The 25,778-nt window shown below is 72.9% G+C and carries 22 protein-coding genes and 1 pseudogene; 10 read left to right on the forward strand and 13 right to left on the reverse strand.

From position 1 onward, the window contains the following. Positions 1 to 42: 42 nt before the first annotated feature. The gene (locus AB0C22_RS22825; RefSeq protein WP_208569215.1) at positions 43 to 660 is read right to left on the reverse strand and encodes a VTT domain-containing protein; all 618 of its coding nucleotides are present in this window, start codon (positions 658 to 660) and stop codon (positions 43 to 45) included. A gap of 97 nt (positions 661 to 757) precedes the next feature. Continuing rightward, positions 758 to 1,396 (reverse strand): 50S ribosomal protein L11 methyltransferase, encoded by a 639-nt coding sequence (locus tag AB0C22_RS22830; protein ID WP_357536983.1) that lies wholly within the window; start codon positions 1,394 to 1,396, stop codon positions 758 to 760. Between the two features lie 228 nt (positions 1,397 to 1,624). On the opposite strand from AB0C22_RS22830, the gene AB0C22_RS22835 reads away from it, so the two are divergent. After that, the gene (locus tag AB0C22_RS22835) at positions 1,625 to 1,828 is read left to right on the forward strand and encodes a cold-shock protein (protein ID WP_091237353.1); all 204 of its coding nucleotides are present in this window, start codon (positions 1,625 to 1,627) and stop codon (positions 1,826 to 1,828) included. Positions 1,829 to 2,247: 419 nt separating this feature from the next. Here AB0C22_RS22835 and AB0C22_RS22840 read toward each other — a convergent pair whose 3' ends face one another. Both AB0C22_RS22840 and AB0C22_RS22845 read right to left on the reverse strand, forming a co-directional pair. Continuing rightward, a complete protein-coding gene (locus tag AB0C22_RS22840; RefSeq protein WP_219463759.1) occupies positions 2,248 to 2,436 on the reverse strand; it encodes a DUF397 domain-containing protein in 189 nt (62 codons plus the stop codon). Then, a complete protein-coding gene (locus AB0C22_RS22845; RefSeq protein WP_357536872.1) occupies positions 2,427 to 3,227 on the reverse strand; it encodes a helix-turn-helix transcriptional regulator in 801 nt (266 codons plus the stop codon). The genes AB0C22_RS22840 and AB0C22_RS22845 overlap by 10 nt, the downstream gene beginning before the upstream one ends. Positions 3,228 to 3,534: 307 nt before the next feature. Here AB0C22_RS22845 and AB0C22_RS22850 point away from each other — a divergent pair, with 307 nt between their 5' ends. Continuing rightward, positions 3,535 to 3,834: a flavin reductase gene (locus AB0C22_RS22850; protein WP_357536874.1), complete on the forward strand. Its 300-nt coding sequence runs from the start codon at positions 3,535 to 3,537 to the stop codon at positions 3,832 to 3,834. Between the two features lie 77 nt (positions 3,835 to 3,911). On the opposite strand, the gene AB0C22_RS22855 is transcribed toward AB0C22_RS22850, so the two are convergent. The 3 genes from AB0C22_RS22855 to AB0C22_RS22865 all read right to left on the reverse strand — a co-directional run bounded on the left by AB0C22_RS22855 (position 3,912) and on the right by AB0C22_RS22865 (position 7,133). After that, entirely contained in the window at positions 3,912 to 4,760 is an 849-nt protein-coding gene (locus tag AB0C22_RS22855; protein ID WP_357536876.1) for a hypothetical protein, read from the reverse strand. 190 nt (positions 4,761 to 4,950) lie between these two features. Further along, on the reverse strand, positions 4,951 to 6,609 hold the full coding sequence (locus tag AB0C22_RS22860) for a CocE/NonD family hydrolase (RefSeq protein ID WP_357536985.1): 1,659 nt from the start codon (positions 6,607 to 6,609) through the stop codon (positions 4,951 to 4,953). An 8-nt stretch (positions 6,610 to 6,617) separates the two neighbouring features. Continuing rightward, the gene (locus tag AB0C22_RS22865) at positions 6,618 to 7,133 is read right to left on the reverse strand and encodes a MarR family transcriptional regulator (protein ID WP_357536878.1); all 516 of its coding nucleotides are present in this window, start codon (positions 7,131 to 7,133) and stop codon (positions 6,618 to 6,620) included. Between the two features lie 145 nt (positions 7,134 to 7,278). On the opposite strand from AB0C22_RS22865, the gene AB0C22_RS22870 reads away from it, so the two are divergent. The 3 genes from AB0C22_RS22870 (at position 7,279) to AB0C22_RS22880 (ending at position 13,177) form a co-directional block, all read left to right on the forward strand. Continuing rightward, a complete protein-coding gene (locus AB0C22_RS22870) occupies positions 7,279 to 9,399 on the forward strand; it encodes an efflux RND transporter permease subunit (protein WP_357536880.1) in 2,121 nt (706 codons plus the stop codon). Between the two features lie 705 nt (positions 9,400 to 10,104). Next, positions 10,105 to 11,973 (forward strand): translational GTPase TypA, encoded by a 1,869-nt coding sequence (gene typA, locus AB0C22_RS22875; RefSeq protein WP_357013864.1) that lies wholly within the window; start codon positions 10,105 to 10,107, stop codon positions 11,971 to 11,973. Positions 11,974 to 12,319: 346 nt separating this feature from the next. Further along, positions 12,320 to 13,177, forward strand: coding sequence for a serine hydrolase (locus AB0C22_RS22880; protein ID WP_357013867.1), 858 nt, complete (start codon positions 12,320 to 12,322; stop codon positions 13,175 to 13,177). A gap of 64 nt (positions 13,178 to 13,241) precedes the next feature. On the opposite strand, the gene AB0C22_RS22885 is transcribed toward AB0C22_RS22880, so the two are convergent. Next, positions 13,242 to 14,039, reverse strand: a complete 798-nt coding sequence (locus AB0C22_RS22885; RefSeq protein ID WP_357536882.1) for a tyrosine-protein phosphatase — start codon at positions 14,037 to 14,039, stop codon at positions 13,242 to 13,244. A 43-nt stretch (positions 14,040 to 14,082) separates the two neighbouring features. On the opposite strand from AB0C22_RS22885, the gene AB0C22_RS22890 reads away from it, so the two are divergent. Together AB0C22_RS22890 and AB0C22_RS22895 are read left to right on the forward strand one after the other, a co-directional pair. Continuing rightward, complete coding sequence (locus AB0C22_RS22890) at positions 14,083 to 15,180, forward strand: dipeptide epimerase (protein ID WP_357536884.1); 1,098 nt, start codon at positions 14,083 to 14,085, stop codon at positions 15,178 to 15,180. A gap of 60 nt (positions 15,181 to 15,240) precedes the next feature. Further along, positions 15,241 to 16,149: a C40 family peptidase gene (locus tag AB0C22_RS22895; protein WP_219463775.1), complete on the forward strand. Its 909-nt coding sequence runs from the start codon at positions 15,241 to 15,243 to the stop codon at positions 16,147 to 16,149. A 64-nt stretch (positions 16,150 to 16,213) separates the two neighbouring features. Here the strand turns inward: AB0C22_RS22895 and AB0C22_RS22900 are convergent, their stop codons facing one another. Beyond that, positions 16,214 to 17,212, reverse strand: coding sequence for a TerC family protein (locus AB0C22_RS22900; RefSeq protein ID WP_219463777.1), 999 nt, complete (start codon positions 17,210 to 17,212; stop codon positions 16,214 to 16,216). A gap of 505 nt (positions 17,213 to 17,717) precedes the next feature. On the opposite strand from AB0C22_RS22900, the gene AB0C22_RS22905 reads away from it, so the two are divergent. Both AB0C22_RS22905 and AB0C22_RS22910 read left to right on the forward strand, forming a co-directional pair. Next, a complete protein-coding gene (locus AB0C22_RS22905; RefSeq protein ID WP_208569225.1) occupies positions 17,718 to 18,011 on the forward strand; it encodes an antibiotic biosynthesis monooxygenase in 294 nt (97 codons plus the stop codon). Positions 18,012 to 18,452: 441 nt separating this feature from the next. After that, entirely contained in the window at positions 18,453 to 19,214 is a 762-nt protein-coding gene (locus AB0C22_RS22910; protein WP_357536886.1) for an SDR family oxidoreductase, read from the forward strand. A 132-nt stretch (positions 19,215 to 19,346) separates the two neighbouring features. Here AB0C22_RS22910 and AB0C22_RS22915 read toward each other — a convergent pair. The 4 genes and pseudogenes from AB0C22_RS22915 to uvrB form a co-directional block, all read right to left on the reverse strand. Continuing rightward, positions 19,347 to 20,192 (reverse strand): annotated as a pseudogene (locus tag AB0C22_RS22915) (helix-turn-helix transcriptional regulator); the annotation flags it as partial. 164 nt (positions 20,193 to 20,356) lie between these two features. Then, a complete protein-coding gene (locus tag AB0C22_RS22920) occupies positions 20,357 to 20,725 on the reverse strand; it encodes a VOC family protein (protein WP_357536888.1) in 369 nt (122 codons plus the stop codon). 23 nt (positions 20,726 to 20,748) lie between these two features. Continuing rightward, the gene (locus tag AB0C22_RS22925) at positions 20,749 to 21,651 is read right to left on the reverse strand and encodes a helix-turn-helix domain-containing protein (protein ID WP_357536889.1); all 903 of its coding nucleotides are present in this window, start codon (positions 21,649 to 21,651) and stop codon (positions 20,749 to 20,751) included. After that, a complete protein-coding gene (gene uvrB, locus AB0C22_RS22930; RefSeq protein WP_208569228.1) occupies positions 21,648 to 23,756 on the reverse strand; it encodes an excinuclease ABC subunit UvrB in 2,109 nt (702 codons plus the stop codon). The genes AB0C22_RS22925 and uvrB overlap by 4 nt, the downstream gene beginning before the upstream one ends. Positions 23,757 to 24,101: 345 nt before the next feature. Between uvrB and AB0C22_RS22935 the strand changes: the two genes are divergently transcribed. Then, the gene (locus AB0C22_RS22935; RefSeq protein ID WP_357536891.1) at positions 24,102 to 25,685 is read left to right on the forward strand and encodes a hypothetical protein; all 1,584 of its coding nucleotides are present in this window, start codon (positions 24,102 to 24,104) and stop codon (positions 25,683 to 25,685) included. Positions 25,686 to 25,778: the final 93 nt, after the last annotated feature.

The raw sequence follows: 25,778 nt of genomic DNA on the forward strand, positions 1-25,778 counted from the left end.
GCCGGTCACCGGGGCGGATGCCGGTCACCGGGTCGGCAGCGGTCAGCCGGCCTGACCGAGGGCGGTCACCGTCCGTAGCCGACGTCGGGTGCCCAGCAGCACCAGACCGGCCAGCACCAGGCCCACCCCCATGGTGACCAGCAGCGGATCGCCGGGCAGCAGCCCGGCCAGGGCCCGTGACGCCACCCCCAGCGCCAGATAGAGACCGGCCCACGCCGCCGCGCCGAGCGCGGCACACGTGACGAACCGGCGGTACGACATCCGCAGGCCCCCGGCGGCCAGCGGCAGCAGCGTGTTGAACACCGGCAGGAAGGGTGCGACAAGCACCATCCGCCCGCCACCGGAGCGCAGCAGTTGCTCGGCGGCCGACCAGCGCCCCTCGCCGATCCAGCCACCGACCCGGCTGTGCCGCAGCCGCTCCCCGTAGATCCGCCCGGCGAGGAAGCTCAGCGACCAGCCGGCGAGGCAGCCGACGACCACCGCCACCATGGTCGCGACACCGGCGAGGGGCCGACCCACCCCCACCGCCGCGAGGATCGCCACGTCGCCGGGGACGAGCACACCGAGCAGCGGTACGGCGTCGGCGAGCATCACCAGCCCGAGCGCCGCCATCAGCAGAGCGGTGGGCAGGTCACCGAGTCGGGCCAGTTCGTCGAGCACGAGCCGACGCTACGGCTCGGGGGTGCTCCGGCGCATCGGGTCGCGACCCTGATCACTCCCCGAATTATCTCGGGGTGCCCTGGTTGGCCTGCGGGGTTCACCGGGGACGCAGCACCTGCACCCGGCGGACCGGGGAGTCGACGGACGGCTCGGTGGTGGGCACCGGATAGCTGGCCACCACCTCCAGCACGTCCCACGGCAGGTGGCCCCGGTCCGGGTCACCGACCAGCACCTGCGTCCCACCCTGGGCGGCCCGTCGCAGGTAGGGCAGCACCCGCTCGGCCAGTTCCCGGTCGTAGAGGACGTCCCCGGCGACCAGCAGCTCGGCCTGGGTGCCGTCGTCGTCGAGCAGGTCACCGGAACGGGCCTGCACCCGTACCCGGTTGGCCCGCGCGTTGACGGTCACCGCCGCCACCGCGTACGGGTCCACGTCGTTGGCGACGACCTGGGTGGCACCGCCGAGCGCGGCGGCGATGGCGACCAGTCCGGAGCCGGCGGCCAGGTCGAGCACCCGGCGACCGGCGACCAGGTCGGGGTGATCGAGCAGGTGACGGGCGAGCGCCTGACCACCGGCCCAGGCCGAGGCCCAGAACGGTGGCGGCAGGGCACGGCCGGCCGCCGCCTCCATTCGTGCCCACCAGACGATCGCGTCCTCGGCGAGGTGCAGCCGCACCTCGGGCACGAACGGCGTCGGCACCAGCCGGAGCCGGTCCAGCCCGTCCCCCGGTGCGTCGATCTCCCGCTCCAGCTCGGCCAACGCGGCGGTGCTCGGTCCGTTCACCGGTCGAGTGTCCCGGACCGGACCGCCCGAAGAGTGGTATTCCGGGCTGACCCGCGAGTTTCCCCGTAACTTCCTGCGGCACTTCAGCCGGCAAAAACCGGATCGGCCGGTTACTGTCGGGGCAGTACAGGGCGATCATCCGCCGCAGCGGCGGGATCACCCGTTGTAAACAGGGAGAGATGCATGGCAACCGGCACGGTCAAGTGGTTCAACTCGGAAAAGGGCTTCGGCTTCATCGAGCAGGACGGCGGCGGCCCCGACGTCTTCGTCCACTACTCGGCGATCGCCAGTAGCGGATACCGGGAACTGCAGGAGGCCCAGAAGGTCGAGTTCGATGTGACCCAGGGGCAGAAGGGCCCGCAGGCGGAGAACGTCCGCCCGCTGTAGGTCCGTGCCGGTGGCGGCGGCTTCGGCCGCCGCCACCGAGCGCTGTCGACCACCATCACCCGGTGACGGCACCGGTACGGCCCGGCACGACCATGATCGACTCAAGGGGGCCGTTGTAGCGCTATCCCGCCCGCCGTGACACCGCTACCTGGGCACCATTGCGGCGCATCCTGCCCGCCGTTCCGCCGGACCGAGCGAACTCCGCCGTCGGGGCGGGGAGGCACGGTCCCGTCCGTCCGGCAGGAAGACATCACGCGTTCGGGCGAGGGCGGGGAGGGCGGTCACGGCCCCCCGGCCGAGGGAAGCAGTGATCATGGGCCGCCCGGCGAGGAACCGTCACGGCCGCCCGGCGAGGAAGCGGTCACGGGCCGCCCCTCGGGGAAAGCCGCCACCGGCCGTCCGGGCGGGGTGCGGTGGTGTCAGGACCGCTTGACGAGGCCCAGGAACGACCGCCAGGCGGCCGGCGCGAAGCTGAGCACCGGGCCCGCCTCATCCTTGCTGTCGCGGACGCCGACGACACCGGGCAGGTTGGCGGCCACCTCCACACAGTCACCGCCGTTGCCGCTGCTGCGGGTGCTCTTGTGCCAGATCGCGCCGGTCAGGTCCATGAATCTGCCGCCTCCGAGATCATCTTTACGGTGGCCCCGTGGGGTAACGCCTCGGCGCGCACCGATTCCCAGGTCCGTCGCAGCGAGTGTACGTCCGCCGTCCGCTCGATGATCGATCCATGCAACTGGTTGTCGAGGTAGGCGATGTCGTCGCCCTCGGGCGGCGTGGCGATCACGAAGGCACCGTTCAGCCCGGGGTACGCCCCGGTCCCCTTCGGCACCAGGTGCAGGTGCACCCTCGGCCGGCTGCCGACGTCCCGCAGGTGCAGGAGCTGCTCCCGCATCACCTTCGCCCCGCCGACCGGGCGCTCCAGCACGGTGTGGTCGAGCACCGCCACGAACAGCGGAGGGTTAGCTCGGGTCAGGATCTCCTGCCGGGCCAGTCGCGCCGCGACCTGCTGCTCGATGTCGTCACCGAGGAAATGGCTGGCCCGCTCGAAGAGTTCCCGGGCATATGCCTCGGTCTGGAGCAGGCCGGGCAGGACCGTTTGCTGGAACGAGCAGAGTGCGGTCGCCTCCTGCTCGATGGTGACCCACTCGCGGAACCAGGGCAGCAGGCTCTCCCGGATCTGGGCGTCCCGGATCCGGGCCAGCAGGCCGTCAGTGTCCAGCACGGTGTCGCAGCGCTCGGCGAACTCCTTGCGCGGCGGCCGACGGCACTGCTCGACGGCGGCGACCAGCGAGGCCGAGTAGTTGACCAGGTCACCCAGCCCTTCCTGGGACAGTCCCGCCTTCGTCCGCAGCCGGCGCAGCTCCCCGGCGAACAGTTCCAGCATGGGCAGACGTTCCATCTGCACAACTCCTGTACGTGAAGGGTGTCGGCGCTGCACGCCCGCTCCGGTGCAACGCGAATGCCTTCCGACGGTAACGGCAACCTCAGCAGACTGTCACGTATGCGGACCTGCTCGACGCCGGACGAGGGCTCGGGCCGACTCCGCCGGGGCCGCCCCCTCCCCCGTGGGGGCGGCCCTTCCAGTCTCCGAGGAGGTAGGCCGTGCCCGGTCCGATCAGGTGGTGGAGAACCCGCGACGTCGCTGCCGGCCCGGACGACCCGGTCTGCGCCGGGACGCCGTCCCATCGGATGCGCGCGGCCCACCGGTGACCGGCGTCGACGGTGGGGAGCCGCGCCGCCGGGTGGCGACTCCGATGACGGCCCGTCGGGTGATCCCCCACGTCGCCATGCGCCCGCTCTGGCGGTGCCGCAACTGCGGCGGGGAGTGGCCCTGCCAGCCGGCCCGGCTGGGCCTGCTGGTGGAGTACCGGGGCAACCGGACCGGCCTGCTCGTCTATCTCGCCACGTTGATGACCGAGGCCGAGCGGCAGCTCACCCAGCTCCACCCCGACCGGCGCGACGAGTTGACGGACCGCTTCCTCACCTGGGCCAGGGCACGGGAGTGACCCCCGGCCGCCCGTCGCCAACCGTGGGTACCCCGTCACAGGAGGCGTGGCGGACGGGGTACCCACGGGGTCGGGGGTCAGGCGACCAGCCGCTTGGCCAACTCGTCGGCGACCTGCTTGGCGATGGTGGGCGGGATGGCGGCGGCGATCTTCTCCGGGGTGAGCCCGGTCAGGACGCCGGTGATGATGGCTTGCTCGTCGGTGAAGTCCTTGGTGGCCAGCGCGGTCTGCAGCGAGGCCACCTGCGCGCCGAGCGACTTCAGGCTCGGGTGCGGGACGACGAAGTCGGGGTTGGTGTGGTCCTCACCCATCGCCATCCGGGTGTAGATCTGACCCACCGGGTTCCGGCCGTCCAGGACGGTCAGGTTCTTGTGGACGGTCTCCAGCCAGGCGTGCTCTTCGGGTGTCATGTCGGGTCCTTCCAGTAGTCCGATGCCGGTCAGGTAGCGCCGGAACAGCGAGGTCTGGTCCCGTCCGGCCTTGGTCGAGTCGCGGAAGAAACTGAAGTGGGTGTGCCACAGGTGCGAGTCGTCGCCGGAGCTGCGCTTGCCGAGCCGGTCCCAGCGCCGCACGACCTTGCCGTCGGGCGAATAGATGATCTCCCGCAGGTCGCGGCTGTCCGCCGTGTTCGCCCGGCACTGGGCGACACACCACTCGGAGAACGTCCGCAGGTCGTGGGTCGCGCCCCCGGACCGCACGCTGAACGTGCCCACGTCCAACCCTGAGGCATAGAGGGTGAGGCCGGCGGAGTCCCGGGGTGACTCCACCACGGAGTAGTCGTTGGCGACCACCCGGTCCGAGCCGGTGTGGTAGCCGCCCCGGTGGGCCGGATCGCCGACGATCCCCACCGCCGCCGGGTCGAGGCTCTTGATGGTGTCGAGCAGGAGCCGGCGGACCGCCAGCAGATTGGCCGGAGCCGTCGTCATGACGTCCCCCTCTCCGCAGTCGGAACCAGGGCGCCGACTGCTTCAGCACCAGGCCAGGGCCGGAAACGTCGCTACTCCGCGTAGGCAGTGCCCGCTGGGAGAGCGGACCCGACCGCTGGTGCACGTCATCGGGCGTTGCGAGAGACGATATCCACAGTTGCCAGAAAAGCCCAGTTCAGAGGGATTGTCTTCAGATAGGTCGAAGCTGGGAGTTGACTGGGACCGTGGGCAGCACCAGCCGCGACGGATGCGATGGATCATGCAGGATCTGCCGCAGCCCTGCGCGGAGCGTGATGGCCGTCCCGAGTGGTTCGCCGGTGCCGGGATTGCGCGCGTAGCGGGGATGGGCACCGCCTGAGACCTGCACCCGCAGCCGGTGCCCCACGGCGAAGCGGTGCGCCACCGGCCACAGTGCCACCGGCACCCGGGTCACCCCGTCCGGGTCGACCGGGAACCGGCCGGGGGCCACCCGGACCAGACCGTCGGCGACGTTCCAGGACCGGCCGCGCCGGTCCACGTCGCAGAGCCGCACGAAGACGTCCAGGTACGACAGTTCGCTGCGGACGTGGATCTCCGCGTGGACCGGGCCGACCACCTCGACCGGGTCGGTCAACACCGCACTGGTGTAGACCAGCACGTCGGGGCGGGCCTCGACGGAACGGTTGTCGACCGGGCCGGCCCGCTGGGCGACCAGCAGCGGACCGCCCAGCGACGGGGTGGGGTCGGTGGGGTCGTACCGGATGGTGTCCGGGGCCGATTCGGCCGGTGGCTGCGGGGCGAGCCGGCCCCCGGCGTGCAGGTGCCACGGGGTCACGGTGGCCGGCGGCGGCCAGTCGGGGAGGTCACGCCAGCCCCCGCCGTCCCCGCCGACGTGCACCCGCACCGGGGCGCGCGGCGGCGCGGGTCGGCCGTGCAGGTGGGCGTCGAGCCAGCCCAGCCCCTCCCGCAGCGACTCCGCCAGCAGGCCGGGGCTGCCGTGCGTCCACGGGCCGACGGTGAGCCGGGTGGGCACGCCCGCCGCCCGCAGCGCGGCGTGGTCGGCGAGCTGGGCTGGCAGGAAGATGTCCTGCCAGCCGCTGACCATCGTCACCGGGGCGCGCACCTCGGCGATCCGCGCGCCGAAGACCCGGGTCCGCCAGTAGTCGGCGTCCGGGGTGTGGTGGTGCAGCCACTCCTGGAAGAACGGCACGGTCACCCCGGTCGCGACCCGGTCGGCCTCGGCCAGCGGCAGGTGGGCCAGGGCGGCGGCCAGCCGGGGCTGCCCGCGCTTGAGCTCCCACTGCCGGGCCAGCCACGGTACGGTCTGCGCCTGGAGCAGCTCGGCCCAGGTCAACACGGTGTCCAGGGCGAAGGATTCCCCCGCGTACGTCGAGTCGCGGGTGGCCGAGGCGGTGACCACCGCGACCATCGCGGCCAACTCCTCCCCCGCGTCGGCGGCCAGCGCCCACTGGACGAAACCCTGGTAGCTGGCCCCGAACATGCCGAACCGGCCGGTGTACCAGGGTTGCCGACGCAACCAGTCGACGGTGTCGAGCCCGTCGTCGCGCTCGTGCACCAGCGGGTCGAACAGCCCGTCGGAGCCGTCGGTGCCCCGGCAGGACTGGATCACCAGGTGGAAACCGCGACCGGCGACCAGCCGACCGAGCAGCCGCATCGGCCCGCCCCGCCCGTACGGCGTGCGGATCAGCACGGTCGGCGCACCGGGCAGCCGGGGGGCGTAGTGGTCGGTGCGCAGCCGCGCCCCGTCGCGGGCCCGGACCACGCCGCCCCGGGTGACGTCGACCCGGTGGGTGGGCGCGGCCGGCAGCCGCAGCGCGGCGGCGGCGAGTCGGGCGAGCGAGCGGTCCAGCACGACGGTCAGTCCACCGGGCGGCGGGACGGCTCGGCGCGGGCGGCCCGCATGGCGTCGCGGTGCTCCCGCATCGAGGCGACCATGGTGGTCATGAACCGCTGCACGACCGCCAGCTCGTCGTCGGTGAACCGGGCCATCACCTCGTCGGTACGCCGCCCGAGCGGGCCGAAGAAGCTCATCGCCAGGGCGGCCCCCCGGTCGGCGTAGTGCAGGAACACCTTGCGCCGGTCGGCGGTGTCGCGGTCGCGGCGGATGTGCCCGGCGCGTTCCAGCCGGTCGATCAGCGCGGTCACCGACCCGGAGGAGAGATTCAGCTGTTCACCCAGCCGGCCGGGGGTGATCGGGTCGCCGAGCAGCTCGGCGTCCATCACGGCGATCAGGGCGTGCAGGTCGGTCGGGTTGAGCCCGTGCAGGCCGGCGAAGGCGTGCCCGATGTGCTGCGCGTCCACCGAGTAACGCCGCAGGTCGTTGGTGATGTCGGCCACCATCCGCCCGCGCGGATCGTCCCGCCGCCGATACATCTCGTGCGCTGCCACGCCCGCCGTCGCCCCCTGTCGATGCGCCCGGTTGCAGCATAGAACAGCTACCGATAATCTCGTCCATCAAGATACTCGAAGGGCGGGCTATCTCTCCGTCCGGCGTCCCCACCGACCAAGAGGGCCTCCGATGTCTCTGTTCACCCGCGTCGCCCGCAGCCGGCTCGCCGCCTGGCTCACCGTGGTCGCCGCGATCGTCGTCGGCGCGATCGTCTTCGGGCTGCCCAAGCCCGACAACCCCGCCCCCGTCTCGACCACCGGCCTGTCCGTGCAGTGGCAGTCGACCCAGGTGGAACGCCTCCAGGAACAGCTGCCGCAACGCGACGTCCAACCGGCCATCGTCGTGGTCAGCCGGGACGACGGCGCAGCCCTGACCGACGCCGACCGGGCCGCCGTCACCGGACGCTCCGACGCGCTGGGCCGGCTCGCCGTCGGCGGTCAGGTCAGCCCACCCCAGGTCTCCCCGGACGGCACCGTCGCGCTGCTCGCCGTCCCGCTGGACACCGCCGGCGGCCAGCAGGCCGTCGCCGACGAGGTGGCCCAGGTACGCGACGCCGTCGGCGGCCTCCCCGACGGGATCACCGTCGCGGTCACCGGGGCACCCGCCTTCACCGCCGACCTGACCAAGGTCTTCGAAGGCGCCGACATCACCCTGCTCGCGGTCACCGCCGGCGTGGTCGCCCTGCTGCTGCTGATCACCTACCGCAGCCCGTTCCTGTGGATCGTGCCGCTGATCGTCGTCGCCGCCACCGAACAGCTCACCCTGCGGGCCGTCGACACCATCGTCCCGGCCGTCGGCATCAACCTCCAGGAGGGCGCGGTCACCGGCATCGCCAGCGTGCTGGTCTTCGGCGCCGCCACCGACTACGCCCTGCTGCTCATCGCCCGCTACCGGGAGGAACTGCGCCGCCACGAGGACCGGTTCGCCGCCATGCGCGCCGCCGTACGCCGTACCGCCGAACCGATCCTGGCCAGCGGCGGCACCGTCGTGCTCGGCGTGCTCACCCTGCTGCTCTCCGAGCAGGAGACCAACCGGGCGCTCGCCGTGGCCTGCGCCACCGGGGTCGTGTTCGCCATGCTCTCGGCGCTGTTCGTGCTCCCCGCCGTGCTGGTCATCTTCGGCCGGGGGCTGTTCTGGCCGTTCGTGCCCAGGGTCGGCGGCCCGGCCCGCGAGGGCAAGCTGTGGGGCCGGCTCGGCGCGGCCGTGGTCCGCCGCCCGGTGCCCGTCGCCGCGCTCGCCACCCTGCTGCTCGCCGGCCTCGCCCTCGGCGGCCTCGGCATCCGCACCGGCCTGTCCGAGACCGAACAGTTCCGGGTCGAGCCGGAGGCGGTCGCCGGAGCCCAGACCCTGGCCCGCGCCTTCCCCGCCGGCACCACCCAGCCGGTGGCCGTCCTCACCAACCCGGCCGCCGCCCCGGCGGTCACCCGGGTCGCCGCCGCCGTGCCCGGCGTCGCCTCCGCCCGGCCCGGCCTGGCCGGCGGCAACGTGGCCCAGGTCGACGTGGTGCTGACCGACGAACCGGGCACCCCGGCGTCCGACCGGGCCGTCGAGGCGCTGCGCGACGCCGTCGCCGCTGTACCCGACTCCGCCCCACCGGCCGTCGAGGGCGTCGACCCGCCCGACGGCGCGCTCGTCGGGGGCACCGTCGCCGCGACGTACGACTCCGACGAGGCCAACACCCGCGACCTGTGGCTGATCCTGCCGATCATCCTGGTGCTCGTCCTCGCCGTGCTGGTGCTGCTGCTGCGCGGCCTGCTCGCCCCGCTGCTGCTGGTGCTCACCGTGATCGCGTCCTTCTTCGCCAGCCTCGGCGCGGCCTGGCTGCTCTTCGACCACGTGCTGGGCTTCCCCGCGCTGGACAGCGGAGTGCTCCTGCTGGCCTTCGTGTTCCTCGTCGCCCTCGGCGTGGACTACAACATCTTCCTGGTCACCCGGGCCCGGGAGGACGCCCGTCTCACCGGCACCCGGGACGGGATGCTGTCCGCCCTGCGGGTCACCGGCGGGGTGATCACCAGCGCGGGCATCCTGCTCGCTGCGGTCTTCGCCGTCCTGGGCGTGCTGCCGCTGATCCTGCTGACCCAGATCGGGATCATCGTGTGCCTCGGTGTGCTGCTCGACACACTACTGGTGCGCACGGTGCTGGTGCCGGCCCTGGCGTTCGTGCTCGGCGACCGCTTCTGGTGGCCGGGCCGCATCCAACGGGACGCCCCCGACTCGGCCATCACCCCCGAGCCAGCCGCCCACCCCTGACCCAGCCGCCCCCGACACGGGCGCCACCACCCCACGAGACTGAACCGACCTCCACCCTCCGCCCACCCCTCATTTCCAGCCACCTCCCACCCCAGCTCCCTCGCTACCGACCCTCACCCCACCTCCCACCGCGCCCTCGCTCCCGGCCCCTCGCACCACCTCCCGTCCCCGCTCCGGGCGCGCGCGAGCAAGATCGCGCTCGATCCTGGTTGTAGTTGCCTCCGCAGCTTCGAACACCACTACAACCTTGTTCGAGGGCGAACACGGGCGGCGGGCGCGGGCGGGCCGGGGCGCGGCGGACAGCAGACGCGGGCACGAGCGGCGGGGGTGGGCGAACGCGGGCGACGGGCGACGAACACGGCCGGCGCGACGGGTGGGCGCAGGTGCGGGGATGTGGTGCCGGTCACGGCCGGCCCGGTCAGCGGGAGCAGTGCCGAGACGGGCCTTCCCGGGCCCGCGTACGCTAGGAGACCGACCAGCAGGGTCGACTCCCCCCGGCACCGACACCGACGATCACTGTGGCCTCGTCCGCCGTGACCGTCGCGACCGGGTGCCCGACCGGCCCACCGGGGCCGGCGGGATGCCGGTGGGAGCGGCAGACCCGCAGCTGGCACGGCCGCAACAGCAGTTCCGGCCGAGTTCCGGGCGGCGTCGGGGGTGACCCCGACACCTGACCCGGCAACCGCAGACAGGAGTATGGAGGGTATGCAGCTTCGCACCGACCTCCGCAATGTCGCCATCATCGCCCACGTCGACCACGGCAAAACGACCCTGGTCGACGCCATGTTGCGGCAGGCCGGCGCCTATGGGGCCCGTGGTGAGAACACCGAGCGCGTCATGGACTCGATGGATCTCGAACGGGAAAAGGGCATCACCATCCTGGCCAAGAACACCGGCGTGCGCTACCTGCCGGCGGACGGCTCCGACCCGGTCACCATCAACATCATCGACACCCCCGGCCACGCCGACTTCGGCGGTGAGGTCGAGCGGGGCCTGACCATGGTCGACGGGGTGGTGCTGCTGGTCGACGCCAGTGAGGGCCCGCTGCCGCAGACCCGGTTCGTGCTCCGCAAGGCGCTCAAGGCCCGGATGCCGATCATCCTGGTGATCAACAAGGTGGACCGGCCCGACGCCCGGATCAAGGAGGTCGTGGACGACACCTACGAGCTCTTCCTCGACCTGGACGCCGACGAGGAGCAGATCGACTTCCCGATCGTCTACGCCTGCGCCCGCGACGGCATCGCCTCGCTGACCCAGCCCGCCGACGGCTCGGTGCCCGGCGACAGCACCAGCCTGGAGCCGCTGTTCCGGACCCTGCTCGACACCATCCCGCCGCCCTCCTACGACGAGGGTGCCCCGTTGCAGGCGCACGTCACCAACCTGGACGCCTCGCCGTTCCTCGGTCGGTTGGCGCTGTGCCGGGTGCGTCAGGGCACCATCAGCAAGGGCCAGACGGTGGCCTGGTGCCGTACCGACGGCAACACCCAACGGGTCCGCATCTCCGAGATGCTGATGACCGAGGGCATGGAGCGTAAGCCCGCCGACTCGGCCGGGCCGGGCGACATCATCGCCGTCGCCGGCATCCCCGAGATCATGATCGGTGAGACCCTGGCCGACGCGGAGAACCCGATCCCGCTGCCGCTGATCACCGTGGACGAGCCGGCCATCTCGATGACCATCGGCACCAACACCTCGCCGCTGGTCGGGCGGGTCAAGGGCGCCAAGGTCACCGCCCGGATGGTCAAGGACCGGCTCGACAAGGAGCTGGTCGGCAACGTGTCGCTGCGGATCCTGCCCACCGAGCGGCCGGACGCCTGGGAGGTGCAGGGCCGTGGCGAGCTGGCCCTGGCGATCCTGGTCGAGCAGATGCGCCGGGAGTCCTACGAGCTGACCGTCGGCAAGCCGCAGGTGGTCACCAAGGAGATCGACGGCAAGACCTGCGAGCCGGTCGAGCGGTTGACCATCGACGCGCCGGAGGAGTACCTGGGCGCGATCACCCAACTCCTGGCCACCCGCAAGGGCCGGATGGAGCAGCTGGTCAACCACGGCACCGGCTGGATCCGGATGGAGTGGCTGGTGCCGGCGCGGGGCCTGATCGGCTTCCGCACCGAGTTCCTCACCGACACTCGGGGCACCGGCATCCTGCACCACGTCTTCGAGTCGTACGAGCCGTGGTTCGGTGAGCTGCGCACCCGCAACAACGGGTCGCTGGTGGCCGACCGGACGGGCGTCGTCACCCCGTTCGCGATGATCAACCTCCAGGAGCGCGGCCAGCTCTTCGTCGAGCCGACCACCGAGGTGTACGAGGGCATGATCGTCGGGGAGAACTCCCGCTCCGACGACATGGACGTCAACATCACCAAGGAGAAGAAGCTCACCAACATGCGGGCCTCGACGTCCGACGAGACCGAGAAGCTGATCCCCCCGCGCAAGCTCTCCCTGGAGCAGGCGCTGGAGTTCTGCCGCGAGGACGAGTGCGTCGAGGTGACCCCGGTCGCCGTCCGGATCCGCAAGGTGGTGCTGGACCAGACCCAGCGGGGTCGGATGGCCGCCCGCCGCAAGCACGCCGGCTGAACCACCCCACAGCACCCCGCACCACCCCGGAGCCCCGGTCCGCCACGCGCGGCCCGGGGCTCCGCCCTGCCCGACCGGGAGCCGACCGACGGGACGGGAGACCGGGGCCGAACCGGCCGCCCGGAGTGCGGCGGCGGGATGGCGCGGGTAGGGCGGGCTCGACCGTCGGGCCGCCCGGGAGTAAGGCGGACGGGGTGGGCGGGCTCGACCGTCGGGCCGCCCGGGAGTAAGGCGGACGGGGTGGGCGGGTTCGACCGTCGGGCCGCCCGGACGACGGGGGCCGTGCCCACCGGTCGCCTCGCTTCGGCGGCCCCCGTGCCCGCAGGCGGTCCGTTACCGTCACGGCATGACCTGGGATGACCTCGACGCCCGGCTGGACCGGGTGCCCGGCACCGTTTCGGCGTACGTGGGTCGGCTCGACGCGCCGGCCACCTGGACCCGTACCCCCGACGCCACCCACTACGCGGCCAGCACCATGAAGGTCGCGGTGCTGCTGGCGCTGCACCGGGCCGCCGAGGCGGGCACCCTCGACCTGGACGTCCCGGTGCCGGTGGTCGACGAGTTCGACTCGGCCCAGCCGGGGGCGCCCCGGTTCTCCTGCGCCCGGCACTACGACAACGACGACGCGGTCTGGGAGCGGCTGGGCGGGCAGGCCACCCCGCGTTGGCTGGCCGACCGGATGATCACCCGGTCCAGCAACCTCGCCACCAACCTGATCATCGACCGGGTCGGGCTGCCCGCCGTCGCCCAGGCGTGGCAGCTCGCCGGGGCCCGGCACAGTGTCACCGGTCGGGGCATCGAGGACGCCGCCGCCCGGGAGGCCGGCATCACCAACCTGGTCACCCCGGCCGACCTGGCGGCGCTGCTCGGCGGGCTGGCCACCGGTGCCGAACACCCCGGACCGCTGGCCTCCCCGGCCGCCTGCGCCGCCATGCTGGACGTGCTGCTGGCCCAGCGGCACCGGGAGGATCTCGCCGCCGGGCTGCCCGACGGCACCCGGATCGCCCACAAGAACGGCTGGGTACGCGGGGTACGGCACGGTGCCGGCGTGGTCCTGCCCGACGACGCCCCGGCGTACGTGATCGCCGTCTGCACCACCACCGACCTGGCCGCCTCCCCCGACGACGACCTCGACGACGCCTGCCGACTGGTCGCGGAGATCTCGGCAACGGCCTGGGCGGCCCGACACGACCTGGCCGGCTGACCCGCAACGGCCCGGCCCGCCACGATCGGCTGACCGGCCCGGCTGGGCCCGGGCCAGCCCGGTGTCACTCCAGCAGGTGCGCCCGCAGGGCGGCGCGGACCTCGGTGGTCACCCCCAACCCGTCCACCAGGTACGCGTCGAACGACCCGAACACCCGGCGCACCTCGTCGTAGCCCGCGTCCAGGTACTCGGGGCGGACCTCCAGCACCGCCTGCGCCGTCTCCGGGTCCAGCTCCGGCCGGCGACGCAGCATCGCCGCCGACATGGTCGCCCGCGACTCCACCGTCAGGTCGTTGTGCCGCAGGTAGTCGGCCCGCACCGTCGCCTCGTCGACGCCGAGTGCGGTGAGCAGCACCACCGCCAGCCACCCGGTGCGGTCCTTGCCGGCCGAGCAGTGGAACAGCAACGGCAGGTGGGCCGGATCGGCCGCCAACCGTACCGCGTGGGCGAAGCCCTCCCGGGCCACCGCGGCGCTGACGAACCAGCGGTAGACCTCCGCCATCGCCGCCGCCGCACCCCGCCGGGCCAGCTCGTCGTACCCGGCGAGGTCGTGACCGTGCAGCACCGCCGAGAGGTAGGTGAACCCGGGGTGCGTCGGGTCGAGCACCGGCAACCGGACCAGACGGGGGTCACCGACCAGCCGGTTCGGCGGGGCGAGCGCGGTCTCCGAGTCGTCGCGCAGGTCCACCACGCAGGCCGGGGCGAGCCGGCCCAGCACCGTCAGGTCGGCCTCGGTCAACCGCCCCAGCGCCGGGGTCCGGATCAGCCGGCCCACGCGTACCCGCCGCCCGTCCGTGGTGGGTAGTCCGCCCAGGTCACGGGCGTTCGGTGCGCCCACCAGCTCCCAGTCCCGCACGCTCATCGGCCTCCCCTTCCGGCGACATGGTGCGTATAGGGTGCCGCACATGACGATCGCCGCGGTACGCACCCACCGGCTGTCCGCGCCGCTGCACACCCCGTTCGTCACCGCGCTGCGCCGGACCACCACGGTGCGGACCCTGGTGGTGGAGGTGACCGACGACGACGGTCGGTCCGGTTACGGGGAGGCACCGCAGGTGTGGCAGGTCACCGGGGCTTCGGTGGCCGGCGCGGAGGCGTGCGTGCGGGACGTGCTCGCCCCGGTGGTGGTCGGCCGGGACGCCGACGACGTGCTGGCCCGCTGCGCCGAGATGGCGGCGACGGTGGCCGGCAACGAGGCGGCCCGCTGCGCGCTGGACGTGGCCCTGCACGACCTGGCGGCACGGCGGCTCGGCGTACCACTGGTGCGGTTGCTCGGCGGCACGGCGCTGCGGGTGCCGACGGACGTCACGCTGGCGGCCGGGGACGGCGCGGAACTGGCCAGGGCGGCCCGGCAACGGCAGGGCGAGGGCTTCGACGTGCTCAAGCTGAAGGTCGGCACGGATGCGGCCGGCGACCTGGCACGGGTCCGCGCGGTCCGGGCGGCCGTCGGCCCGGGGGTGCGGATCCGGTTGGACGCCAACCAGGGCTGGACGCCGCGCGAGGCGGTCCGGGTGATCCGGGGCGTCGAGGACGCCGGGCTCGACGTGGAGCTGGTCGAGCAGCCGGTCGCCCGGTGGGACCTGGACGGCATGGCCTGGGTCGGCGACCGGGTGGGCGTGCCGATCCTGGCCGACGAGGCGGTGTTCGGGGTGCGGGACCTGGTCGAGGTGATCCGCCGGCGGGCCGCCGACCTGGTCAACGTCAAGCTCGCCAAGTGCGGTGGGCTGCGACCGGCGCGGACCCTGCTGGAACTGGCCCGCGCGCACGGCATGGGCACCCTGGTCGGGTCCATGATGGAGAGCCAGGTCGGTGTCGGGGCGGCGGCCAGCCTGGCCGCCGCGTACACGACCAGTGCCGTGTCCGACCTGGACGCCGCCTGGTGGCTGGCCCGGTCACCGGTGCGCGGGGGGCTGCGGTACGAGGGCGCCACGGTGGTGCTGCCGGACGCCCCGGGGCTCGGGATCACCTCGGTGACCGAAACAAAAGTTCACCACCAGAGTTGATGACCGCATTTTTCTTACCTATCGTCCGGTGAGGCACCGACACGTGAGCCGGAGGTCGACGTGGAGTTGGAGCCGGGCTGCGAGGCCCTCGTACAGGTGGCCGTCGCCACCCTCTGGACCGACCCCGGCGCGACCCGCCCGGTCGACCGGCCGGCCCTGTCGGTGCCGTCCGACACCGACGGCTGGATCACCGGGATGGACGCCACCCAACGGGTCGGCGACTGCGTGCTCAGCCAACTGCTGCTCGGTGAACGGGTCCTGGTGACCGCGCTGCGCCCCGGCGGCTGGGCCGAGGTGGTCGCGGTGCAACAGGCCGCCCCCCGACGTGACCCGCGCGGCTATCCCGGCTGGCTGCCCACCGCGCAACTCACCCCCGCCACCCCCGACGCGGACCCGCCCGGTCCGTTGGTCGTCGACGCCGTCAGCACCGGCCTGCGCGCCACCCCGGACGGCCCGGTGACCCTGCCCGGGGTCGTCCTCGGCACCCGGCTCCTGCCCGTGGGCCCCGCCGTCGACGGGTGGCGACCGGTCCGGGCACCCGGTCGGCCCGATCCCCTGTGGGTGCCCGAGGTGGACGTCACCGACCTGCCCACCGTCGCGCCGACGGCCGACGAGGTGCTCACCGTCGCCGCCCGGCTGCGCGACGTCGCGTACGTCTGGGGTGGGCTCTCCGGGCACGGGATCGACTGTTCCGGCCTGGTCCACCTGGTCTGGCGGCGGTTCGGCGTGACGCTGCCCCGCGATGCCGACGACCAGGCGGCGGCCACCACCCCGGTGCCGGCCGGCGAGGAACTCCCGGGCGACCTCTACTTCTTCGCCCGCCCCGGACGCCGGGTCCACCACGTCGGCCTGGTGACCGACGGCAGCGGACCACGGATGCTGCACGCCTGCTACCGGCAGCGGCGGGTGCTGGCGGAGCCGCTGCCGCCCGACCGGGTCGCCACCCTGGTCGGCGCGCACCGGGTCTGACCCGGGGTTCGAACCGGCGATGGGCGTCACCGACGTGCGGTGACGCCCATCGTGGTCACGACGGTCAGCGGCGGGCCTCGACCAGCTCGCGGCGGCGGTCCCGGGACGACTTGACCAGGCTCGCCACCGTCGCCACGGCGAGGCAGCCGAGGATGACGGTCAACGACAACCAGATCGGGATGTGCGGGGCCCAGCCGATCGGCTCACCACCGTTGAGGAACGGCAGGTTGTTGTCGGCCAGCGCCTCGAGCACCAGTTTGACGCCGATGAAGCCGAGCACCACCGCCAGGCCGTAGCTCAGGTAGATCAGCCGGTCGAGCAGCCCACCGACCAGGAAGTAGAGCTGTCGCAGACCCATCAGCGCGAAGACGTTCGCGGTGAAGACCAGGTAGGGCTCCTGGGTGATCCCGAAGATCGCCGGGATCGAGTCCAGCGCGAAGATCAGGTCGGTGGTGCCGATCGCGATCATCACCACCAGCATCGGGGTGAACAACCGCCGGCCGGCCTGGTGGGTGGTGAGCTTCGCCCCGTCGTAGTCCCGTGAGATCGGCAGCGCCTTGCGGCTCCACCGGATCAGCACGTTCTCCTTGAACTCGTCCTCCTCCGGCTCACCCTGGCGGGCCAGGTTGATCGCCGTGTAGATCAGGAACGCGCCGAAGATGTAGAACACCCAGGAGAACTGGGCGAGCAGCGCCGCTCCGGCGGCGATGAAGCCACCCCGCATGACCAGGGCCAGCACGATGCCGACGAGCAGCACCTTCTGCTGGTATTTCCGGGGCACCCCGAAGCGGGCCATGATGATCACGAAGACGAAGAGGTTGTCCACCGAGAGGCTGTACTCGGTCAGCCAACCGGTGTAGAACTGGCCGGCCACGTTGCCGCCCGCGGTGACCCACAGCCCGGCCCCGAAGAGCAGCGCCAGGCCGACGTAGAAGCTGACCCAGAGGCTCGACTCGCGGACGCTGGGCTCGTGCGGCCGGCGACCGATGATGAAGAGGTCGACGAGGAGCACAGCCGTCAGTGCGACGAGAGTTCCCGCCCACACCATTCCGGACACGTTCAATCCATTCCTCCGGCAGACACGCGGCGTCGGGCACACCGTACGCCGCGTGACGGCGGGGTGGGCGACGACGCACACACTGGTGACTGACGGAGGTCTCTTCCGCCGGTGACCCGCGAACGGGCCGCCGACCGGCGGAGCCGGGTCGATTGTCGGGGGTGACGCTCGACCGTGCTGACGACTCCGTCGCGAGGGAATACTCCCCTCCTCGGCCGCCATTGTTCACCATCGAGGGCCACGGGCGCATCTCCTGCGGCATGCATTGCCGGCAGCATCACGTTCCGAAACCGGTCGCCGCGCCGGTCGCTCCGCTGCGGCAGACCGCCCACAGCGCCCGTCGAGGGGTGATGCCGCAGGTGGGGGCCGATCGGGTCGGCTGGCGCCACGCCACACCCCGCAAGGCTTCCTAGGAGGCTAGGTGTGGCTGGTGCGGAGTCGGTCCGCCTGCTCCGCGCCGGGTTCGGCCCCACTGCGGTGGGGCCTCGGCAGGGCGTGGCAGGCTGTCAGCATGGTGCTTGAGGTCGCGCTCATCGACGTACTGCCCGGACACGAGGACGATTTCGCCGCCGCCTACGCGGAGGCGCACGCCATCATCATCGCCACCGAAGGGTGCCGCTCGGTCCGGATGACCCGGGGCATCGAGTCCCCCTCCCGCTTCGTGCTGCTGGTCGAGTGGGACTCGGTGCAGGCCCACGAGGAGAACTTCCGGGGCACCGAGGCGTTCGACAGGTGGCGGGCGCTGATCGGCCCACACTTCGCCGGACCGCCCCGGGTCGAGCACTTCGTCGACGTCCCGGCCTGAGCCGAGCCGGCCGTTCCGGGTCGGCCCGGCGGGTCCCACCATCCGACCCCACGGGCCACAGGTCGTTTCGCGGTCGACCCGGCGGCGGGCCGGCCGGTTCGGGGTGGCCGGTTCGGGGTGGCCGGTCGAGCGGTCCCGGTTCGGGGCGGCCCGGCGGGTAGAGAAATTTACCTTGGTCGATCAGATTCGAGCCGGTTCTGTCGTACCTCCGGGTTATCGTGCGGCGCACGCGCGGCCCACCGGCCCCGACACGTTCGGGGGTGCCGGGCCCGGTGGTCGCGCGCCGACCCACCGTGCCGGTGCCCCACCGTGCCGGCGCCCCACCATGCCGGCGCCCCACCGTGCCGGTGCCCCACTATGCCGGTGGACCGTTGCGGCCGTTACGGCGCAGTGGTGTTAATCCGTGGCGTCCGGTGCGCCCGCTCCGGTTGACTGGCCCGCATGACCGCACGGGTGTTCCTGGTGACCGGGGTGAGCCGACGGGTCGGCATCGGCGCGGCGGTCGCCCGCACCCTCGCCGCCGACGGACACCGGCTGCTCCTCACCGGCCTGCCCGACTTCGACGACGCCCAGCCCTACGGCGGTGACCCCGACGGCGTGCCGGCGTTGCTGGCCGATCTGGCTGGTTCCGCCGAACACATCACCGCCGACCTGCTCGACCCGGGCACCCCGGCGGCCCTGGTCGCCGAGGCGGTACGCCGGCACGGCCGGCTCGATGCCGTGGTGGCCGCGCACGCCTACTCCACCAGCACCCGGCTGGGGGAGCTGGACGCCACCCAGGTCGACCGGCACCTGCTGGTCAACGTCCGGGCCTGTCTGCTGCTGGCCGACGCGTTCGCCACCGCCTTCACCGCCGGGGCCGGCGGCCGGCTGGTGTTCTTCTCCAGCGGCCAACGACTCGGCCCGATGCCCGACGAGTTGGCCTACGCGGCCAGCAAGGCCGCCCTGGAGAACCTCACCACGCAGCTCGCGCCGCTGCTGATGGCCCGGGGGATCACCGTCAACTGCCTCAACCCCGGGCCGACCGACACCGGTTACGCCGCACCGGAGGCACACGCCGCCGTGGCCGCGCGCTTCCCGGGCGGGCGCTGGGGCACCCCGCAGGAGGCGGCCCGGCTGGTGCGCTTCCTCTGCTCACGGGAGGCGGACTGGCTCACCGGCCAGGTCATCGACTCCGAGGGTGGCTTCAACCGCTACGGGTGAGCCCGGACCGGCCGGCCGCGTACCGGGGCCGTCGGCCGCTTCGCCCGGCTCTCCCCCACGGTGGGCGGCACCCCCGCCGCCGGACGCACCGACGGCGACCGCGGGTGGGCCGACGGCGAGACCGGCGGCCCTGCGACCGAGTAGTTCCACCGTCTCCGCCGCGCTGAGCGCGGCGGCGGAGAGCCAGCCGGTCATCCGGTCGTAGCGACCGACGTCGGCGTCGGAGGCCAGCCGCACGTCGGTCGTCAGCGCCTCCAGCATCACCGTGCGCGGGTCGGCCGGGTCGGGGAACGAGTAACACGAGAAGGCGGTCAACGGGTACGCGCCACCACGCGGGACCCCCGTCCTCGGCACCACCCGGATGGTCACGTGCGGCAACTCGGCCAACGCCAGCAACTGGTCCAACTGCTCACGCCACACGTCGGCGGGCAGACCCGCCGGATCGCAGGCCCGCTCGTCGAGCAACGCGGTGTACTGCGGCGGATCGGGGCGGCGCAACACCCCCTGCCGGGTGAGCCGGGCCCGCAGATCGGCCTCGACGTCGACGTCCGGGTGCAGCAGCCGACCGGCGGTGATCCGCAGCCGGGCGTAGCCGGGCGCCTGGAGCAGGCCCGGCAGCACCGTCGGCTGGTATTCCACGATGGACGCCGCCCCCGCCTCCAGCTCGGCGTAGGTGCGCTGCCGCTCGCTCATCTCGCCGAGCGCCTTCCACCAGCCGCGCCCGGTCGCCGCGTCGCGGGCGATGACGATCAGTGCCTCGCGCTGCGGCGACGGCACCTCGTAGACGTCCAGCAGATCGAGTACGTCGGCCAGGTCGGGCCGGCTCTGCCCCAGCTCGATGCGGGACAACTTGGAGGTGGAGGCCCAGCCCAACCGGGCACAGACCTGTTCCAGCGTCAGCGCCTCCCGTCTGCGCAACTGGCGCAGCTCGGCGCCGAGCCTCGCGCGTCGAATGACAGGACTCGATGACAATGGCATCCCGGCCTCCCCACGAGGGAGGGTACGCAGGATCATCACCCAGGGCAACACTTTGCTTGCTCACCGCAACAATAATCTGAGCCCGATTCGGATGACGCCGCTGTCGGAGACGGCCCCGAACGGCAGCCCCCCGTTCGCTACGGCTGCCGTTCGGGGCCGTCCGGTCAGGGCCGGTAGGTGCCGAACGACCAGACGTGACCGGCGAGGTCCCGGGCCGCGTAGTCACGGGAACCGTAGTCGGTGTCGAACGGTTCCCGGACGATCTCCGCCCCGACCGCCCGCGCCCGGTCGTGGTGGGCGTCCAGGTCGTCGACCGCCACGTAGACGGCGTAGTCGTCGTCGGCCGGCCGATCCGGTCGCCCCCGGCCCGTGCCGAGCATGACGATGCCGTCACCGAGGGCCAGCTCGGCGTGCGCCACCGTCCCGTCCGGGCCGTCGTGCACCGCGTGGACCCGGAACCCGAACGCCGTGCAGAGCCAGTCGATCGCCGCCCGGGCGTCGGGATACCGGAAGGTCGGGTAGATGTTGGTCATGCGTCGAGTGTGCCGTCCGGGGATCAGCCCGGATTGGACGAATGGGAACCCGGCCGGCCGACCGCCGTCGGGGTCGCCCCGGTGAACTCCCGGAACTCCCGGATCAGGTGCGACTGGTCGTAGTAGCCCCAGCGCACCGCCAACTCGGCCCAGCCGTCCGTCGGATCGGGACGATCCGACCCGACGGGCGACGCGGGCATGGCGTGCGTCCGCCCCAGGGCCGCGTAGGCCCGTTGGAAGCGCAGCAGCCGGGCGGTCGTCTTCGGGCCCAGCCCCAACTCCCGGCGGAACCGCGCGGTCAGGTGCCGGCGACTCCAGCCCAGTTCGTCGGCCAGCTCGCCGATGCCGATCCGGCCGGCCGACCCGGCGAGTCGGCCCCAGGCCCGGCCCAGGTGCTCCTCGACCGGATCGGTGGCCGCCAGTCGGGCCCCGAGCGCCGCGTCGAGCAGAGCGAACCGGCGGGGCCAGTCCGACATCTCGGCCAGCCGGACCCGTAACCGGTCGAGCCACGGATCGGGCAGCCCGTCGACCGCCACCGCCCGGTTGGCCAACTCCCCCAGCGGCACTCCGAGGATCCGACGGGCCGCCAGCGGGGTGAGCAGCAACTGCACCCCGGCACCGGCCCCGACCGTCGAGGTCGTGCAGTAGCCGTCGTACGGCCCGGCCACGAACGAGTCCACCTGGTACGCGCTGTGCGCTGCCGAGCGCGGGTTCAGCACGTCCAGCGGGGCGCCCCAGCCGAGGATGAGGACCACGAAGGCCCCGGCCGCCTCGTGCCGCACCAGTGGCGACGCCGTACCGGCCGGCACACCCCCCGGATGCGCCGGCCGGCTCTCCCGGTAACCCAGGTAGCTGCCCACCAGGGGGCGCAGCCCACCGGCCGGTGTCCCGACGCGCACCTCGTCCAGCACCAGGGCGGCCGTCACTTCACCCCGGCGGCGTCCATCCCGCGCAGTTCCTTCTTGAGGTCGGCGACCTCGTCGCGGATCCGCGCCGCCAGCTCGAACTGCAACTCGCGGGCGGCGGCGAGCATCTGGTCGTTGAGTTCCTGGATCAGCTGCGCCAGGTCGGCGCGGGCCATCCCCTCCCGGGAGGGCGTGCCGGCCGTGGCCCGGCTGCGGCTGCGGGTCTCCTTGACCGGCGCCTTGCCCCGGGACAGCTGACGTGCGGCCCCGCCGATCCGGGAATTCTCGGTGTCCTCCGCCTCACGGTAGATGTCGTCGAGGATGTCGTGGATCTTCTTGCGCAGCGGCTCGGGGCTGATCCCGTGCGCCTCGTTGTGGGCGATCTGCTTGGCCCGGCGGCGGTTGGTCTCGTCGATCGCCGACGCCATCGACGGCGTGATCTTGTCGGCGTACATGTGCACCTGGCCGGAGACGTTACGGGCGGCCCGGCCGATGGTCTGGATCAGCGACCGGCCACTGCGCAGGAAGCCCTCCTTGTCGGCGTCCAGGATCGCCACCAGGGAGACCTCGGGCAGGTCGAGCCCCTCCCGGAGCAGGTTGATGCCGACCAGCACGTCGTAGTCGCCCTTGCGCAGCTCGCGCAGCAGCTCCACCCGGCGCAGGGTGTCGACCTCGGAGTGCAGGTAACGCACCCGGATGCCGTTCTCCAGGAGGTAGTCGGACAGGTCCTCGGCCATCTTCTTCGTCAGCGTGGTGACGAGCACCCGTTCGTCCCGCTCGGTCCGCAGCTTGATCTCGTCCATCAGGTCGTCGATCTGGCCCTTGGTCGGCTTGATCACGACCTCCGGGTCGATCAGGCCGGTGGGGCGGATGACCTGTTCGACGAACTCGCCCTGGGCCTGTTCCATCTCCCAGGTGCCCGGGGTGGCCGAGAGGTAGACCAGTTGGCCGACCCGCTCCAGGAACTCGTCGAAGCGCAGCGGACGGTTGTCGGCGGCGCTGGGTAGCCGGAAACCGTGGTCGATCAGCATCCGCTTACGGGAGGCGTCGCCCTCGAACATGCCGCCGATCTGCGGGATGGTGACGTGGGACTCGTCGACCACGGTGAGGAAGTCGTCCGGGAAGTAGTCGAGCAGGCAGTGCGGGGGACTGCCGGGCAGTCGGCCGTCGATGTGCATGGAGTAGTTCTCGATGCCGGAGCAGAACCCGACCTGCCGCATCATCTCCAGGTCGTAGGTGGTGCGCATCCGCAGCCGCTGCGCCTCCAGCAGCTTGCCCTGCCGTTCCAGCTCGGCCAGCCGCTCCCCCAGCTCGGCCTCGATGTCGCGGGTGGCCCGTTCCATCCGCTCCGGACCGGCCGCGTAGTGGGTGGCCGGGAAGATCAACAGGTGGTCGACCTCCTTGACCACGTCACCGGTGAGCGGGTTGAGGTAGTAGAGCTTCTCCACCTCGTCACCGAACAGCTCGATGCGGACCGCCAGCTCCTCGTACGCCGGGATGATCTCCAGGGTGTCGCCCCGGACCCGGAAGGTGCCGCGTTGGAAGGCCATGTCGTTGCGGGTGTACTGGATGTCGACCAGCCGGCGTAGCAGCTGGTCGCGGTCCAGCTCCTGCCCGACGGCGATCCGGACGGCCCGGTCGAGGTATTCCTCGGGGGTGCCCAGGCCGTAGATGGCCGAGACGGTCGCCACCACGATCGTGTCGCGCCGGGTGAGCAGCGACATGGTCGCCTTGTGCCGCAGCCGCTCGACCTCCTCGTTGATCGAGGAGTCCTTCTCGATGTAGGTGTCGGTCTGCGGGATGTACGCCTCGGGCTGGTAGTAGTCGTAGTAGGAGACGAAATACTCCACCGAGTTGTGCGGGAGCAGCTCGCTGAACTCCTTGGCCAGCTGGGCGCAGAGCGTCTTGTTGGGGGCGAGCACCAGGGTCGGCCGTTGCAGTCGCTCGACCAGCCAGGCGGTGGTGGCGCTCTTGCCGGTGCCGGTGGCGCCGAGCAGCACGGTGTTCCGGTCGCCACGTCGAACCCGACGCTCAAGATCATCAATGGCGGCCGGCTGGTCGCCGGCCGGCTGGAAGTCACTGACGACCTGGAAGCGACCGTCGAGCCGGGGAATGTCGAGCGCCATGACATCAACGGTACGCCGCGGGTCCGACACTGTGCCGCGACCGTCGCCAGCAGTCGACCACCTTCGATATTGCCATTGTGGCCCACATCTCAGAGGGCTAGCCTGGACACCGTAGGCCGCTCGCGGCGGCCGACCGCGGCAGTGGCCGGGCCTCGACAGGCTCCCACCGCCCGGCACCTGGGGTCGCAGCACCCGGACATCACCGGCGTGCGCATCCCGCGTGGTCGCGCCCCTGGCGCAGACCGGCCGCCGCGAGCGCCCCTGCCCGTCCGGCCGGCCACCGCCCGCCCACCCCACCCGTCCCGGCGGCGTCACCCCGCCCCCGGCCGGCCCGTTCAACTCCACGTGGAGACCTCGCCCGACCGGCCACGACACCCACCCGGCACCGGCCCGGGACGACGACGTGCCGGCCGGCGACACCGAACCGCCGGCCGACCGGTCGCCCTCGGCACGACCGCCCCGGCCGGCCCCGAGGACCGCACGCCGGGGCGGCGAAGCGCCACCCTGCTCGTCCTGGGCGCGGTCGCGGCCACCTCCGCCGCCGCCCTGGTGGCCGGCCTGCTCAGCTGGTCGCCCGCACCGGCCACGCCGGCCCGCGCGCTGACCGGCGACGAGGTCGAGCGGCTGGCAGCCGCCCGGGTCAGCGCCTACCGGGACGTCCGGGCCGGGGTACGGGTGGCCGTCGGCACCGCAGCCGGCCGTACCGACCTGGTCGGCTGGGTCGACTGGTCGCGTCCCCTGGCCTACCTCGCCGTCGGCGGTCCGGGTGCCGGCCAGGACCGGGGGCTGGTGCAGGCCGCCGGCCCGGTGGTGGTGCACCGTCGCGACCCCACGGCGATCGTGACCCCGGCCCGGCCGCCGCTGGTGCCTCCCGTCGACCGTTGGCGGCTGCGCGACCGACCCACCGGGCGACGCCTGGACGGCGCGCTCGCCGTCCTGTTCGCGCTGGCCGCCGACCGGGCCGAGCCGGCCGAACCACTCCGCACCGGCGGACGGTGGCTCGGCCGGGACACTGTCGGCGGCGACCCGGTGGACGTCCTCCAGGCGGCGCTGCCGCCGGTCGGGCCCCGTGGTCGGCCCGCCGCCGGGCCGACCGGTCGACCGGTGGCCAGGGACACCGACCCCCGCTGGTGGGTGGACCGGGACGCCCGGCTGCGTCGCTGGGCGGGCCGGCTCGACGACGGGACCCCGGTCACCATCGAGCTGGACCGGGTCGACCGGCCGACGCCGTGGCCGGTCGACGCGCTCGGTGGCCGGCCAGGACTGCCCCGGGCCCTCACCGACGAGGAGGCCGCCCGGCTGGGCCGCCTGGCCACCCGGCTACGCGCCGGCAGCGGGGCCGCCGTCACCGTGACGGCCCCCCTCGGGGCCGCCGCCAACCTGCGCGGCAGCGGCTGGTTGAGCTGGTCCGCCGATGTCTCCTACCTGTCCGTCGCCGAGCTGGACACCCTCGGCCGTCGGACGCTGCGGCGGCGGGACCGGACCGGCTTCGCCCGGGCGGACGTACCGGTCGGGCCGGACACCGCCGCCCCCGGTCCGCCGTTGCCGCCGCCGGCCGGGACCGGCTGGCGGCTCGGCGGTCGGCCGGCCGACGAGCTGGACATGCTGGTCGACGCGGCGCTACAGGCCGACGGGCGCCCGCCGGGCGTCGACACGGCCGTCCGGATCCGGGGCGACCGACGGGCCAACCGGCCGGTGGACGTGTTCGAGGTACGCCAGCAGGGCCGGCGACTGCGCTACTGGCTGGACCGCACCGGGTTCCCGCACCGGCTGGAGCTACGCACCACCGGGGGTCTGTGGGCGCAGCTGGACCTGAGCCCCGGGCCGCTGCCGGCGGGACTCGTCGCGCCCCACCGCACGGCAACGTCGGCCTCACGACCCGGCGGACGCCACGACGCTGCCGGCGGCACGATTCGGCCGACGCCCTGACCCGGCAGACGGGCACGACGCTGCCGAGTGCGCGATCCGGCGGACGGCACGATTCCCGGTGCCGTCCGCACCGGCTGGGGAGGAGGGCTGCGG

Origin of the sequence: Micromonospora sp. NPDC048894 (assembly GCF_040649765.1) — a bacterium.
In the GTDB taxonomy this organism is placed as follows: domain Bacteria; phylum Actinomycetota; class Actinomycetes; order Mycobacteriales; family Micromonosporaceae; genus Micromonospora; species Micromonospora antibiotica.